This window comes from Bacillus bruguierae, from assembly GCF_037104725.1.
GTDB lineage: Bacteria > Bacillota > Bacilli > Bacillales > Bacillaceae_G > Bacillus_A > Bacillus_A bruguierae.
The window spans coordinates 78,388-93,904 of record NZ_JBAWSX010000013.1 but is presented as its reverse complement, the minus strand read 5'-3'; the positions used below and the strand labels follow the sequence as shown (position 1 = coordinate 93,904).

Sequence of the window (15,517 nt, the reverse complement as noted above, 5' to 3'; positions counted from 1 at the left end):
TGGACATGTAAGAAGGAATTATCCAAAAAAAAAATGGTTCAACGTATCCGTTGAACCATTTTTTTTATATTATTTTCCTTGCGTTTTTTCCCAATCCGCTAAGAATTTCTCAATTCCTTGATCTGTTAATGGGTGTTTCACTAATGAAGCGATAACATTTGCTGGAATTGTTGCGATATGCGCACCGTTTAACGCTGCGTCTGTTACGTGAACAGAGTGACGTACAGATGCTGCAATAATTTCTGTTGGGATACCATGGATCGCGAAGATATCAGCGATTTGACGAATTAAGTCCATGCCGTTATGACCGATATCATCTAAACGACCTAAAAACGGAGATACATATGTTGCACCAGCACGTGCTGCAAGTAATGCTTGTACTGCTGAGAACACTAATGTTACGTTTGTGCGAATTCCTAAATCAGCGAACGCTTTCACTGCTTTTAAACCTTCTGTCGTCATTGGTACTTTCACAACAACGTTTGGTGCAATTTTCGCTAATTCTTTTCCTTCTTCAATCATTTTATCTGCTTCTAGGCTAATAACCTCTGCACTTACAGGTCCTTCTACAACACTGCAGATTTCACGAATACGCTCATGAAAATCTACGCCTTCTTTTGCCACAAGAGATGGGTTCGTTGTCACACCTGCTAATACGCCAAGGTCGTTTGCCTCTTTAATTTCGTCAATGTTTGCTGTATCAATAAAAAATTTCATGTTTTTTCTTCCTTTCTGAATGTAAGTATGTGTTTATTTTTTCTTAATACGGTCTAATTCAACCAAAATATTTTTTACTTTTTTCCTTTGCCACACTTACTACCGATGTAACTGCATTGGAATTCGTTGAAATAATACCGATTACATATTGCTTTTTAAACGAGATTTTGTACATCTACTTCTATTCATTTTACGGTAATATTCGCAAATGCTTGCAACATTCCGTAAAAAACATAAATGATTACTGTCATACACGTTACAGAAATATCAAAGCAATAACTAAAATAATTGGTCAGACGTCTGTCCATATAAACGAGTGTAAAGCCCCTAAAAACATCACTGTTGATAAAAGATGCTACTTTCTCTTTCTCAATGATGACACCGTTTACAATTCCTCATTATAAGAACAGCTAGCAATCCCACTCCTATTGCAAAGAATGAATTCATGCCAGCAATAAGTGTACGTAATAATGCTAAAATAGAACCTACTAATAAGTCAATACCTCTAAGTTAAAATTACGATAAAAGTCATAATCTTACATGCATTTGACAGTTCAATATACGCTAAATTTAATGTTGCAATAACAAAGCTAATTAAACCATCCTACAATCCTCTGTACTTCTCGTAATTTATCTCTTGATGGCATACCACCTTGTGCTCCTAATTTCGTTACAGAAAGCCCGGCTGCAATGTTTGCAAAACAAATTGCTTTTTGCAATTCTTCTCCTTCTGCAGTCGCAACTGCTAATGCACCGTTAAATGTATCTCCAGCTCCTGTCGTATCAACAACTTCAACAGATATGCTTGGTACATGAACAATTTCTATGCCATTATGGAAGCGAACACCGTTTCCACCTTCCGTCATCAATAATTTATTGGGATATTTTTCAAGAAGTGATTCAATTGGTGATGTAAAGTCATCTAAAACAATTCGACATTCATGCTCATTTGGTGTAATATACGTTGCTTTTTGCAATACTTCCTCTGGCAATCTTTGTGCTGGAGCTGGATTTAAAATAACTGGAATTTGATGTTCTTCACAAATATTTAGTACATATGTTACTGTTTCAAGTGGAATTTCTAGCTGTAAAACAACCATATCCGCTTTCATAAGAAGATCTTTTGCACGATTTACAAGTTGTTCATTTACAGAACGATTTGCACCTTGCACAACAATGATACTATTATCTTCTTCAGCCAATACGATATGGGCAATGCCTGTTGTTTCATGCGTAATCGCTTCCACGTATTCATTAAAAATATGCTCATTCTCTAAATTTTTTCGAACGAATTTTCCATAATTATCATTTCCAATTGCTCCAACCATCGCAACATTTGCACCTAAACGTGCTGCAGCTACAGCTTGGTTTGCACCCTTTCCACCCGGAACAGTATAAAATGCTTCACCAATTACTGTTTCACCAGCTTTCGGGCGTTTTTTTGAGATGGCAACTAAATCTATGGAAACACTGCCAACTACTACAATATTTGGCAATACCTTCCCCTCCTTACTGTACCGAATGCAATCAAATCATTTCCTGCAACGATACGATCAATTGCTATAACCGGCACTTTTAATACTCTAGAAACAATAACAAAAGATACCCCCGCTAGTTTCGCGACGTCTTTTATCGCACATTCTTTTCTCTCTTTACCATATGTAACCGTTTACGCAAATAATATAACGTATTCATGAAAATCCGTCAATTGTTTGTAAATGACAAGATCATCTCCAACTCCTTTACTTTTTCAACATCCAAAATCGCTCTCCCACCAGTAAAAATTGCGATTATATAAAAAGCATCGCCACTACAGGCGATGCTCTTCTTTATGATCAATAAGATACACTTGCACTTGTATCTTTCTCTTCTTTTTCATTCTTTTGTTCTTCTGTTCCCTTTTTACGATCAGAAAGCTTAATTTTCTTCAAGAACAATGTAAATACAGCACCAACTAGAATAAATACTAATCCAGTTATAAATACATGATGAAGAGAATCTAATAATGATGTCTTTAATACAGGCACAATACTGTTTGCAATTGCTTCTGGCATCTGCTTCATTGCTTCTGGACTAAATAACATTGAATATAGCCCTTGCGGATCTGTGTGAATCATATCTTTAAACTTCGTCACGATTTGTCCTGCTTGTGGTGGGAACGTATTCAGTACAGGCACTAATTTTTCTGTTAATACTGTACCAGATGTGTTATTCATAATGGAACCTAAAATCGTAATCCCAAATGTACCACCGATTTGACGGAAGAATTGACTTGATGAAGTTACAATTCCAAGATCTTTTTTCGGGAAGCTTTCTTGTAATGCTAATGTTAAAGTTGGCATTACAAGACCCATTCCAAAACCAATAATCATCATATACGACGTTGCAACAAGCTTACTTGTATGCATATCCATTGTCGTTAACATTCCAAATCCGCCAGCCATAACTAGCATCCCAGTAATAATTTGTGGTTTTACTCCAACTTTTAACACAAGTTGACCACCAATAATACTCGTGATGATCATCGTGATCATCATTGGCGTCATAATCGTTCCTGATTCAGCAGCACTTACACCAACAATACCTTGCATAAAGAATGGAACAAACATGATTGCTCCAAACATTCCAATACTCATAAAGAAACCAATTGCATTTAATAATGTAAATGTACGATTTTTAAAGAAATGGACAGGTAAAATCGGTTCTTTCGCTTTTTTCTCGACCATCACAAAGCTGATAAGGCCAATAATCGCAAGCGCAAATAAACCAATGATTTGCCAAGAATCCCAAGCGTAGTCTTTTCCGCCAAATGTTAATGCTAATAATAAGCTCACAACACCGACGATCATCGTGAAAATACCAGCGATATCAATTTGAATTGGCCCTGTTTGTTTCTTCCCTTTTAAGCCCATTGCGATAAAGATTGTCGCTAAAATTCCAACTGGTAAGTTAATGTAGAATACCCATCTCCAGTTCATTGAATCAACAATCCAACCACCAATTTGCGGACCAATGACAGAAGCAAGACCATAAAGCGCTCCAAAAACCCCTTGCCATTTCGCACGTTCTTTTCCTGTAAACATATCCCCAATGATAATCATAGCCATCGGCATCATAATACCGCCGCCAAGCCCTTGAATACCACGGAAAATAATTAATTCAGTCATACCGTTCGCCATACCACAAAGCGCAGAACCAATCATGAAGACGATTAGTCCTGTCATATATACAGTGCGGCGACCTAATAAATCGGCTAATTTACCGGCGATTGGTACAACCGTTGTTGATGATAACATATATGCTGTTGTTAACCATGTCATTAAACTTAATCCGCCAAGTTCACCGACAATACGCGGCATTGCTGTACCAACGATTGTTCCGTCTAATGCAGCAAATAGCATCGCGATAACTAAGCCAATTAACAACAACGTTCTATTTTGATTTGCTTGTTGTTCCATATAATCTCCTCAACTCTCTTTAGTTTGTCTCTTTCTTCTCTGATGATTGACAAATAATTGCTTCTAGTTTTTCAAATAATCGCAACAAATCTTCTCTCTCTTGTACTTCTAATTCGGAAAAGTACTTGGCAATATGTTGATTACGAGCAATCATTGCCTCTTCTAGAACAGCTTTCCCCTTTGTCGTTAACTCAATTACAACCACACGGCGATCATTTTCATCATGATAACGCAAAACCAAATCGTGATCGATTAAACGATCAATCATGACTGTAATGGCACTCGGTTTCACATACATTTTCTTCGCTAATGTTGTTGCTCTTGATGCACCGTAACGATCTAAAATTTTTAAAATATAAAATTGCGGTGGTGTTAATCCAGATGACTGTAATTTCTCTAATAACTCCGTTTGCAATTTCTTTCCAATAGAAAATGCAAGAGCTTGAATTTTATCTATATGAGTCATGTCATTTTGCATATTTTCTACCCCTTATTTAAACAATAAAATATTTAACGTCTTTAAATATTAAACTCCGAAATTAATAATGTCAATGATTTTGTTTCTTGCAAACTTTCGTATTTTTTCGGTAAAAAAATACGAAAATCATGCTATATACAAGTTAAAAAAGCGACATAAAAACCCCTTTCTTTTAAGGGAGACGAGAGCATCCGGCCATGCATAGAAGCGATCAGGGCCTATTCCTGCCACATGCCAGGTTTTAAACAAAGAGAGCAAGCAAGTAGCGGTCATGTTGTATTCTGCACGGCAGAAACTTATATGTCGAAAAATTCAAATGGATTTATATAGATGAAATGCTAGGATGATTTTCTCATAACAAAAAACTACCATTACTATGCATACACCACATAGCAATGGTAGTCTTTACTTTTTTATGAAATCAATTCAATTGTTTCAATAATTTCAATGCTATCCTTCACAGATTGAACAATTGTACAATTTTTCATCGCAAGCTCTAATGCCTTTTCTAACTGTTCTTGCGTAATTCCTTCCGCTTTTATTTTATAGTGTAAATGAACGCTCTCCAATGGTTTCGGTAAAGTTTCGCTTCTTCTAATTTCCGTTTCCATTGTAAATTCATTATAGGTAATACGTTTTTTTTCTAAAATTGTTCGAAATACAATTGCACTGCACCCTGCAATCGAAGCAATCAAAAGTTCTAATGGTGTATACCCATTCTCTTTTCCAATTTGCAATTCACCATATGGAATCTTCGTTATGATTTCATCGCGCTTGACTATTAGTTGCATATGTATTCTCCTTTTCCATTTGCACCTTTTGCTGTCTCTTTTTATTTATATAATAATATATATAGCAAAAAATAATAAATGGAATACCGCAATATAATGCCATGCGCTGTTCTGGGATGAAAGCTAAACTAATCACAACAATGCTGTTTAAAACAAGCGCTGCAATTGGCACAATTGGATATAATGGTGTCTTATATTTTAATTCTTCTAACTTGCCGCCGCTCTTTACATATTGTTGTCTAAATCGAATTTGTGAAAATGCAATAATAATCCAACTTGACACCGCAGATAACCCTGCAATAGATAGTAAATACATGTATACAGTACTTTCCGCGAATACGCTTGTTAATAACGATAGCGCTGCAATAATCATCGTTACAACTAATGCTGTAATCGGGATCCCTCTTTTATTCACCTTCTTAAAAGAAGTTGGTGCCATTCCCTCATTTGCTAGCGACCATAAAATACGCGTTGCTGCATATAATCCAGAGTTTGCTACCGATAATAGAGCAGTGATAATAACAAAGTTCATAATATCCGCCGCATACGGAATACCAATTTTATCAAAGACAACAACAAACGGACTTTCAATAACTCCTGCTTCTTTCCACGAAATTAATCCTACTAAAATCGTTATCGTTAAAATAAAGAACAACATAATACGCCACACTGTATTACGAATAGCACGTGGAATCGTTTTTTCCGGTTCCTTACTTTCACCTGCCGCAATTCCGATTAACTCTGTTCCTTGGAAAGAGAAGTTTACCGTGATCATTGTTAGTAACACAGCTCCAATTCCATGTGGAAACAACCCACCATCATGTACGAAGTTAGAAAAAAGCGGTGCTGCTGCTTTTCCATCGTATGGTAAAAAACCAAGTAGTGCACTTCCACCAAGAAGAATAAATGCAATAATGGTAATTACTTTAATACTCGAAAACCAAAATTCTAATTCTGCATAGCTTTTTGCTGATACTGCATTTGAAATGAATAAAAGACTTCCGAACAAAAGGCACCATACCCAAACATTTACATCCGGAAACCATCTTTTCATCATTAGACCAATTGATGTTAACTCTAAACCAACAGTTACAGCCCAGCCTAACCAATACAGCCAGCCAATCATAAATCCTGTTCCAGGTCCAATAAATTGCGTCGCATATTTTTGAAACGATCCCGAAACGGGCATGGCAACTGTTAATTCACCAAGGCAAAGCATCGTTAAATACATAATAAAACCGCCCACTAAATAAGAAAGAATCGCTCCTCCTGGTCCTGCTTGATTAATTGTATATCCTGATCCGAGAAAGAAACCTGTCCCGATTACTCCTCCAAGTGCAATCATAAATAAATGTCTACTCTTCATTGTACGATGTAAATTCTCATTCGCTGCCTGATTCATCTTCTTCCTCCCCTTGAATACCCCTCTATATTTTAAAATTTCTGATAATACCAAATATACAATAAAGCGTTTACAATTTCTATATAAAATTAAAATTTTTCTAAAAAAATAACTCTTGCATAAAATAAAATGCAAGAGTTATCCCGCGATTCGCGGGCAGTAAGACCCCCTACTGATGGAAGTTTCACTTTATCTGCTTTCCAGTCGTCTTGAAAAAAGAGACAAACTATAATTTACAATGAAATACATACATGCGACGAGAAGAAATATTGGAATCATATAGTTTACATTTTGACCATTAATAATTTGAGCATTATGCATTAATTCTGGCAATGAAATTACGACCGCCAACGATGTATCTTTTAAAAGAGATATAAATTGACTGACAAGCGGCGGCACCATACGCCGCAACGCTTGCGGTAAAATAATGTGCTGAAGCGTTTGTACATACGTTAATCCAGAAGCACGTGCTGCTTCAATTTGCCCTTTCTCAATTGAGAATAAACCACTGCGAACAATTTCTGATATCATCGCTGCTTCAAATATCGTCAAAGCCACAATGGCCGCTGTTGTAATCTCTAATTTCAATCCAGCTTCTGGGAGCGCAAAATATGTAAAGAAAATAATTAATAACAGCGGTAAATTACGAATGATTTCAACAATACAAGCAAGTATTGTTGATACAACCGGTATTTTCGTATATCGCAACGTACCGATGACGCTACCAATGATAAAACTAAGGAAGATTGCAATAAGAGCGATTTCTAGTGTAACAAGTAATCCTTTTAATAAAAAAATAATATGATCTCCTGTATAAGCACCTCGAAAATCCATCTACACAGCTCCTTTCGCCAAGTGTTTCTCTAAGAAGCGAACACCCATGCTAAGCGGAACAGTTAAAAGTAAATAAAACATACCAACAAATATATATACATCAAATGTGACAAATGTTCTTGTAGAGATTAAATCACCTTGGTACATTAAATCCGTCCCAGCGATAATCCCTAATATAGAAGAGTTTTTCACTAAATTTAGAAATTGATTACCTAGCGGCGGAATTACAATTTTTATCGCTTGTGGCAAAATAATATAATACATCGCTTGTACATATGTTAAACCAGAAGAACGTGCTGCTTCCATCTGCCCTTTCGGAACTGATAAAATTCCTGCACGAATTGCCTCTGTAATAAAAGCCGCTGTATATATCGTAAGTGCAGTTGTACCAGCAACAAATCCACTTAATGTAACACCGATTACCGGAAAAGCAAAATAAAAAGCAAATGCAACGAGGACTAAAGGGATATTCCGAATAAACTCTACATATGTTGCCCCAATCCAATTTAAAACGCGAATTGGCGCAATTCGCATCACTGCGATGATGATGCCAAGAATAAAACTACCAATTAACGCAATCAAACTAGACAGTACTGTGTATTTGAATCCTTCTAAATACAAATCTAGATTATTTGAGAGAATCGAAAAATCGGGCACAAACGCTCCCCCTCTTTTTTCATAACAAGAGGATGATTATTTCTCATCCTCTTGTATCCTATATTTGTGGTATTACTCCGGCTTTTTCCCAATCCACTTTTCATACAATTTATTGTATTCACCGTTTGCTTGCATCTCTTTGAGTAACTCATTCATTACTTTCGTAAGCTCCGTTTCTCCTTTTCTCACCGCAATGCCATATGGCTCATCTGTGAATTTTTTTCCAACCACTTCATAGTTTGCGTCTTGCTTTTCCATACCATATAAAATAGCATTATCTGTTGTTAAAACATCGCCTTGTCCTGCCTTCAATGCCGTAAATGCTTCGCTATAATTTTCAAATTCAAGTACAGTCGCTTCCGGTGCTTTGGCACGAATATTGTTCGTAGAAGTAGAACCTTTTACAGCTAACACTTTTACCCCTTTTTTCACGTCAGCTATATCTTTAATTCCACTTCCTTTTTTTACAAGCAAAGATTGCCCAGCTTTAAAATACACATCTGAGAAATCAACTTCTTTTTTGCGTTCCTCGGTAATTGTCATTGTCGCAATAATTGCGTCAATATCGCCGTTTTTAAGCATTGGGATGCGCGTTTTAGAAGTAACTTCTTTTAATTCTAATTTATTCTCATCGCCTAAAATTTTTTTCGCGAGTGCTTTTGCAACATCAATGTCAAATCCTTCTACCTTTCCTGTTGCTGGATTCTTTAATCCAAATAGATTCGTATCATACTTCACACCGACAACTAATTTTCCACGTTTCTTAATTTGATCAATAACAGTTTCTTTTTCATTTTTTACAGCTTCTTTTTCTTTCTTATTTCCACACCCAGCTACAACCAATACAAATAAACAGGCAAAAACGATAAGCGTAAACCAATTTTTCATTTTAATCATCAAATTCCTCCTTTAACGATTCAGCACACGACTTAAAAATAATCGGGCGCGTTCTTGCTTTGGATTTACAAAGAAATCAGCAGGCGAGGCCTCTTCCACAATTTCACCCTTGTCCATAAATAAAATGCGATCAGCTACCTCGCGGGCAAATCCCATCTCATGTGTAACAACAACCATCGTCATGCCTTCTTTTGCTAATGTTTTCATCACATCAAGTACCTCACCGATCATTTCAGGATCAAGCGCCGAAGTCGGTTCATCAAACAGCATAATCTCCGGCTTCATCGCTAGTCCCCTTGCAATGGCAACGCGCTGTTGCTGTCCCCCTGATAGTTGGTGCGGATAGGCATTTACTTTATCCGTAATCCCTACTTTTTCTAAATAAAACATGGCAATTTTTTCTGCTTCTTCTTTCGGCTTTTTAAGTACTTTTATCGGGGCAAATGTAATATTTTGAAGCACCGTTTTATGAGGATATAAATAAAAGTGTTGAAATACCATGCCGATACTTCGTCTTAATTGATTTATATCTTTCTTTCCCTCATGTATGTTGACACCATTTACAACCAATTCACCATTCGTGATCATCTCTAGTTGATTCATGCAGCGCAGCAACGTGCTTTTCCCTGACCCCGACGGGCCAACGACCACGACGACTTCCCCTTTTTCAATTTGCAAATTAATATTTTTTAAAACTTGAAAGTTGCCGTAATACTTGTTGACATCGCGAAAAACAATCAATCTACTCCCCTCCTTTACAACTCAAAAGGCCTGTATAGTTTTTTATATTCGAAAACATCTAAAAAAATAACTAGTAATCTTTTAAACAAAAGAGAAGCAAAGAAATCACCTTCTTTGCTTCTTTCACTTCTTTTAGGAAACCTCTTCTTGTTTATCTTTTCCATATACCATTTCATTCTTAGTCCCTTTTCAATGTAATAAGCTGGATCACCACGAAATTCTCCTTTTTACAAATGATTTTCAGAATATATAAAAAAACACAAAATATACACCTTATGAAACACAATATTATTCCGATAAAATAAACACATTTTTGTATAAAAACACAAAAGGGATCTCAAACAATTTATCTAATCATATGTATTCAAATGAACTTATCTATCCACTTCGATTTGAGTACATATAAGTCGCTGCGTTGCAGAATACACTATGACCGCGACTTGCGTTCTCCTTTTGTTTTATAGCAAAAAAGGCCCTGACCGTTACTATGTGCCGCCAGACGCTCTCGCTCACCTAAAGAAAAAAGGTTTTTTCGGTTTTGTGTTTATATAGTAAAAAACTGACCTAAAACACTATAATAGTGCTTTAGGTCAGTTCTCGTTTTACTTACCATTCAACAATTGCTTTTCTCGCAAGAATTCTCTTATAAATACCATTTGTTAATGTTTGAAAATACTCTGGCATTTCTTTACCGTGAAACTTTTTCATAATCGTTCCATATAAAGCAACATCTCGAAGGCGCATGAAAAGTGGTAGAGTATTATATACGGAATCATCGAGAATATGCTCTGTCTCATATCCTTCTCTCAATACTTGCAACTGGTGACGTGCAAACATCACCTTTTTTTCTTCTGACCAATCTTTTTGCAGGGCAGAATAATATAAAATCATTGCAATGTCATGTGCAAAATAATTGTACGTGGCATCATCAAAATCAAAAATGGTTAACTCCTCATTTTCATAGTGAAAATTCTTATGATGAATATCTCCGTGAATCAATCCAAATGTGTGATTTGTCACAGGTAAATTTTTAATTTCTGCTACAACTTCATACCCAATTTCCTGTAGCTCCTTATCTTCCTGTAACATATCAATAACAGTAATTTCATCTTCCATCCACGTAATACGATTCTCCGTCTTTGGATAATCCATCGTAAGTCGATGTAACTGCCCAATTGCTTTACCCCAAGCGTAAAAAAGCGTATCATTCCAAACAGCAGAATCTACATCTTTCACTCTTTCTCCTTTTGCATAGTCAAAAAGTGAAATGTAAAAAGATGTGCCATCAGTTGCTTGTAGACTTTCGACAAATAGAGCATTTTTTGATCGATGCGGCGCGGCTACCTTTGCACCATTTTTTCCGAGATATGCTAGAAAATCTAATTCGGCCTCAATTTGCTTATATGTACGATGAGATGAATGTGTCAAACGTAAAACATACGGTGTACGATCTTCTCCCTCGGCACGAAAAATATAATTTTCAAAGTCCCCTAATGGTTCTTCCATAACCGTTACTCCGAAGCGCTTCGCTCCTTCTTGTAAAATTTCTTTTGTAAACACTTTTTCAACTGCTAATTCCATATGAACACTCCTCTCTTCTCTACATAATTCGCCATAAATCTTAAAATCACTGCTGAGAATTGAAAAAAGGAGTAGAACATTCTACTCCTTTTCCATTCCAATAATAAGGAATTTATATCGATAACAGCATTACCATTTCCCTTCCAATATGAGCGTATACATACCCATGCTCATAACAAACAGCGCAACCCCTAACGTAATAATCCATAACGGAATTTTCAGTTTTTTAACTTTAAAATAAGCTCCGTACCCTTTATATTTAACAGAGCGATATACACTAATTCCCCCTACACAAATCATGAAAATGCTTAAAATATGTACGACATACGGCAAGCTCCCACCCCTTAAAAAAACCTCTTTATAAGATTATCACATCGCCCTTCTATTTACAGTAATTTCTAAATAATATTTATCATGAAAATATCAAATGAACTACCCCCCACTTAAATTCTAACGAATTTTGAAGTGGGGGCTTCTCAATTCCACGACGAAAACAACTCTCCCTGAGAGTTACTTCGGGTTATTCCCCCCCTAGATGTCCAACTTCATGTTTACACAGACAGGGAATGGGCATGCACCTATAATCTTTTTAAGAATATGCTAAATCACATATAACCGAAGGGGGCTTGCTTATTATGTCTGAGTATTTTGGGTTTATAGAAAAATGCGATACAGTTCCAATCGAATTTCCCCCGCAGTACCAACCTCAGCAGCCGGGTATTGAATCTTTGATGATTCCAAGACCTATCTCCGAAAATCCTAATTATTCTGGAAGCAACAAACTATTGAACAAAGTCGCCATCATTACTGGAGGAGACAGCGGGATCGGTCGGGCTATCACCATTGCTTTCGCAAAAGAAGGGGCGGATATTGTAATTGTTTATTTAAATGAGCATGGGGATGCATCCGAAACAAAAGACAGAGTAAACCAATTGGGCAGACAATGCCTGACAATCGCAGGTGATATTGGGGATGCCGGATTTTGTCATTATATCGTTAAAAAGACAATAGAAGTATTTGGCCATCTTGAAATCCTGATCAATAATGCGGGAGAAGGACATGCACAAGCAAGTATCACCGACATTTCAGCAAAGCAGCTCGAACGTACTTTTAAAACAAACATTTTTTCATATTTTTATTTAACACAAGCAGCCATGCCCTATTTAAAAAATGGAAGCTCTATTATCAATACGACTTCACTCGCCGCATACAACGGACTTGATCCCGCGATTGATTATGCCGCTTCCAAGGGAGCTGTCGTTGCATTTACCCGCTCGTTAGCATTATCAGTCATTAATCAAGGAATCCGGGTCAATGGCGTTGCTCCAGGTCCTGTATGGACCCCTCTTATTCCTTCAAGCGCTCCTCCGGAAATTTATGCAACATTTGGAAGCAATACACCAATGAAACGTACTGCACAACCTTTTGAACTAGCACCTGCCTATGTTTATTTGGCGTCGGACGACTCCTCATATATGACAGGACAAATTCTTCATGTAAACGGCGGAGTGATTATAAATGGATAATATGAAACTTCCATGAGTGGGGTTTCTTCATTCTCCGCCTATCTTGTTTGCTACAGCATACTTCTAAATCATTCTAATGTGAGTAAATAGTTGATTAACGCATCTTGCTCTTGTTTTGAAAAACCTGTAGAAGAATCTACCCAATATTCATGTCCTTCTCCTGTAATATGTGCGTCTTGTAAATCCTTTGAATTTTTGTTTGCTTCGATTACTTTTCTTCTCAAGTTTTGATCAATTAATGCTCGTAAGCTGTTAAACGGATTAGGCTCAATTCCTTTTGATACCGTTCCTGTCATACCTAGTTCACTCTCCACGTTTTGGCCAACCGCAACACCTCCATCATGTAAATACGGTGCTCCCCAATAAAGCCCTAACAAACTTGGAACTTTGTAACCACCAGGTGAACCATTTAACATATATGCTAAGTTAATCTTATCTTTTTCTAATGAATAGGCTGGAACCTTTAACAATTTTGCTCCTTTTGGCACAGGTACAGGTGTATCTGGTGAATAAATAATTGGCTCCGCTAAGTCTTTACCTATTGCTTCAAATGATTTTGCTCTTGATGGCTCGGTCTTAATTTCATTAACTGGAATAATCCTATTATTTGTGTAGGTTTGTCCTGCATGACAAGTAATACAACCTGCACGTGCAAAAACGTTCTTCCCCTTTTTCATCGTCTTATCATCAACAGATAATGGTGGTTTTGGGGAAACGAATGTATTTTGTAATGCAGACATTCCATTATTTTGCTCCATAACCCGATAGCCAGGAGAACTTGATACTAAACCATTAGGAGAGATTAAAGACGGCCTTGGAAATGTCGGAAGCGTAATTAATTCATTTACTCCCGGAACTCCTGGAGTTGGGTCTACTGAAGCAAAAAACTCAGATGGTTTCTTTCCACTTTTAGGATCATATCGATATTTTAGATTCGCTGCATTTTGTAACATTGTTCCTAAATAAACTTCCTTGTCGATTTTGAAAAGGAATGGACTAGCATGTGCTAATGTCGTTAAATCTGACCCTTGAATATTTACAGCACTATTAATTACACTTAGTCCTTTAAATGGACCAGCTTGTGCAAACCCATTCCACCCATAAGGATGATCTCCAAATGTAAAAGAATCTGGAATTTGTGTTGGATTATTCACCAAATCACTACTCGCATCAAAGTTTCCGCCTGGCCATTTTAATAAAGTACGATCTACAGCCTCCTCTATCATCTCTGGATCAGGAAGCGGAGCTTTTTTTCCATCAGAAGTTACTACTGTTCGCCCTAAATCTTTCATATAGTCTTGTAATGACTTAATTTCTGCACGAGAAAAATAAGCTGTTGAATTTGTCCCTAGTGCTAAAATGAGACCGCCATTAAAATCATTATTTGCAGCACCTTCAATAACTTGTTTTGTATCTCTAGTCACCGTTGCGTGGCATGCAGCACAGCTTACTCCTATCTTCTCTCTTCCTTCAGACTTAATAATAGGCATTCCTAATACTTCATTAGAACCTCTTGCAACATCTAAGCCAGTATCAACCTTTGTTCCTTTTTCAAACGTTTTATCTCCTATTTTCACAGTTTTCGCCAGTTCAACACGTAAATTTGTTGTCCCTTTTCCATGTAAGTCGTGAATTGCTTTTTTAATATTTTCTAAAGTTAACGCACCATTTAAAACACCCATTATGTCTGTAAGAAACACTTCATTTCCAAATGTTTCTTCATAAAAAGACTCTCTCCCCAATTTTAATAAATTCTTATTAATTTTCACTGCTCCGTTTTGTGGTGATAATAACCTTTTGCCCTCTTCCGTTTTCAACAACTCATTCGCCTTTTTTTGCGAAATCGTTTGTCCCCAAATATCATATGCTGGTTGATTTTCCGCAGTTCCATAATGATTCAGTTTACTTTTTACAATTTGCTCTTCAGAAGGAATATAAGCGTATGTTGGTTTTGAAAAGTTAAAAAGAACAACACATACAAACATTATCCCCAAAGCAAGAGATCTAGCCGACTTCCTATGTTCCATTTACTTTCCTCCATGTTCATCAGAAAATATTACAAACGCTCAGTAACAGCCTTAATATTCCCTGTCAAAAAAGAAATAAATACAAGAACATAATTTCCGTCTTCTTTTTTCATTTTATAAACATCTAGCGTATACAATTTTGTGATATCTTAGCTTATTTCTAAAAGCCTTTTCAAATAAGGCCTGTAAAATATCGAAAGAAAAATCACTATAAATATTTAATCAGCAATACGAATTTTTATAACGCAATATACATTTTTCTCTTCCCTTTCTAAAAAACATGTAGTATACTTACTTCAAAATCAGAGGAGAAAGGGAGCAAAGGACTATGCTTACAAATACAACTGTAGTTACATTTGCACAAAAACATCATCATCATACGTAAACCCTTGAAACCTAGCGGAAAAA

The 15,517-nt window shown here is 36.5% G+C and carries 14 protein-coding genes and 1 pseudogene; 1 reads left to right on the top strand and 14 read right to left on the bottom strand.

The features are described 5' to 3' along the window. Positions 1-69: 69 nt before the first annotated feature. From fsa to WAZ07_RS19240, 13 genes and pseudogenes are all read right to left on the bottom strand, one after another. Positions 70-717, bottom strand: a complete 648-nt coding sequence (fsa, locus tag WAZ07_RS19300; protein ID WP_090920526.1) for a fructose-6-phosphate aldolase — start codon at positions 715-717, stop codon at positions 70-72. A gap of 296 nt (positions 718-1,013) precedes the next feature. Further along, positions 1,014-1,312 (bottom strand): annotated as a pseudogene (rbsC, locus tag WAZ07_RS19295) (ribose ABC transporter permease); the annotation flags it as partial. Beyond that, entirely contained in the window at positions 1,308-2,213 is a 906-nt protein-coding gene (rbsK, locus tag WAZ07_RS19290) for a ribokinase (protein ID WP_336473726.1), read from the bottom strand. The gene rbsK and the pseudogene rbsC, both read right to left, overlap by 5 nt. 339 nt (positions 2,214-2,552) lie before the next feature. Next, positions 2,553-4,175 carry an MDR family MFS transporter gene (locus tag WAZ07_RS19285; protein WP_336473725.1) on the bottom strand — a complete coding sequence of 541 codons (1,623 nt, stop codon included), beginning with the start codon at positions 4,173-4,175 and terminating at the stop codon, positions 2,553-2,555. Positions 4,176-4,194: 19 nt separating this feature from the next. Then, a complete protein-coding gene (locus WAZ07_RS19280) occupies positions 4,195-4,653 on the bottom strand; it encodes a MarR family winged helix-turn-helix transcriptional regulator (RefSeq protein ID WP_336473724.1) in 459 nt (152 codons plus the stop codon). 413 nt (positions 4,654-5,066) lie between these two features. Further along, positions 5,067-5,444, bottom strand: coding sequence for an OsmC family protein (locus WAZ07_RS19275; RefSeq protein WP_336473723.1), 378 nt, complete (start codon positions 5,442-5,444; stop codon positions 5,067-5,069). Next, positions 5,419-6,846: an amino acid permease gene (locus tag WAZ07_RS19270; RefSeq protein WP_336473722.1), complete on the bottom strand. Its 1,428-nt coding sequence runs from the start codon at positions 6,844-6,846 to the stop codon at positions 5,419-5,421. The genes WAZ07_RS19275 and WAZ07_RS19270 overlap by 26 nt, the downstream gene beginning before the upstream one ends. A gap of 189 nt (positions 6,847-7,035) precedes the next feature. Continuing rightward, the gene (locus WAZ07_RS19265) at positions 7,036-7,680 is read right to left on the bottom strand and encodes an amino acid ABC transporter permease (protein WP_090917509.1); all 645 of its coding nucleotides are present in this window, start codon (positions 7,678-7,680) and stop codon (positions 7,036-7,038) included. Beyond that, on the bottom strand, positions 7,681-8,337 hold the full coding sequence (locus WAZ07_RS19260) for an amino acid ABC transporter permease (protein WP_336473721.1): 657 nt from the start codon (positions 8,335-8,337) through the stop codon (positions 7,681-7,683). It lies immediately after the preceding gene. A 72-nt stretch (positions 8,338-8,409) separates the two neighbouring features. Beyond that, positions 8,410-9,234, bottom strand: a complete 825-nt coding sequence (locus WAZ07_RS19255; protein ID WP_336473720.1) for a glutamate ABC transporter substrate-binding protein — start codon at positions 9,232-9,234, stop codon at positions 8,410-8,412. A 12-nt stretch (positions 9,235-9,246) separates the two neighbouring features. Further along, a complete protein-coding gene (locus WAZ07_RS19250; RefSeq protein WP_090917514.1) occupies positions 9,247-9,975 on the bottom strand; it encodes an amino acid ABC transporter ATP-binding protein in 729 nt (242 codons plus the stop codon). Positions 9,976-10,581: 606 nt separating this feature from the next. Further along, the gene (locus tag WAZ07_RS19245; RefSeq protein ID WP_336473719.1) at positions 10,582-11,556 is read right to left on the bottom strand and encodes a phosphotransferase enzyme family protein; all 975 of its coding nucleotides are present in this window, start codon (positions 11,554-11,556) and stop codon (positions 10,582-10,584) included. 129 nt (positions 11,557-11,685) lie between these two features. Beyond that, entirely contained in the window at positions 11,686-11,889 is a 204-nt protein-coding gene (locus WAZ07_RS19240) for a hypothetical protein (protein ID WP_336473718.1), read from the bottom strand. 302 nt (positions 11,890-12,191) lie between these two features. On the opposite strand from WAZ07_RS19240, the gene WAZ07_RS19235 reads away from it, so the two are divergent. After that, positions 12,192-13,082 carry an SDR family oxidoreductase gene (locus WAZ07_RS19235; protein ID WP_336473717.1) on the top strand — a complete coding sequence of 297 codons (891 nt, stop codon included), beginning with the start codon at positions 12,192-12,194 and terminating at the stop codon, positions 13,080-13,082. A 68-nt stretch (positions 13,083-13,150) separates the two neighbouring features. On the opposite strand, the gene WAZ07_RS19230 is transcribed toward WAZ07_RS19235, so the two are convergent. After that, complete coding sequence (locus WAZ07_RS19230) at positions 13,151-15,109, bottom strand: electron transport protein (RefSeq protein ID WP_336473716.1); 1,959 nt, start codon at positions 15,107-15,109, stop codon at positions 13,151-13,153. Positions 15,110-15,517 lie beyond the last annotated feature (408 nt).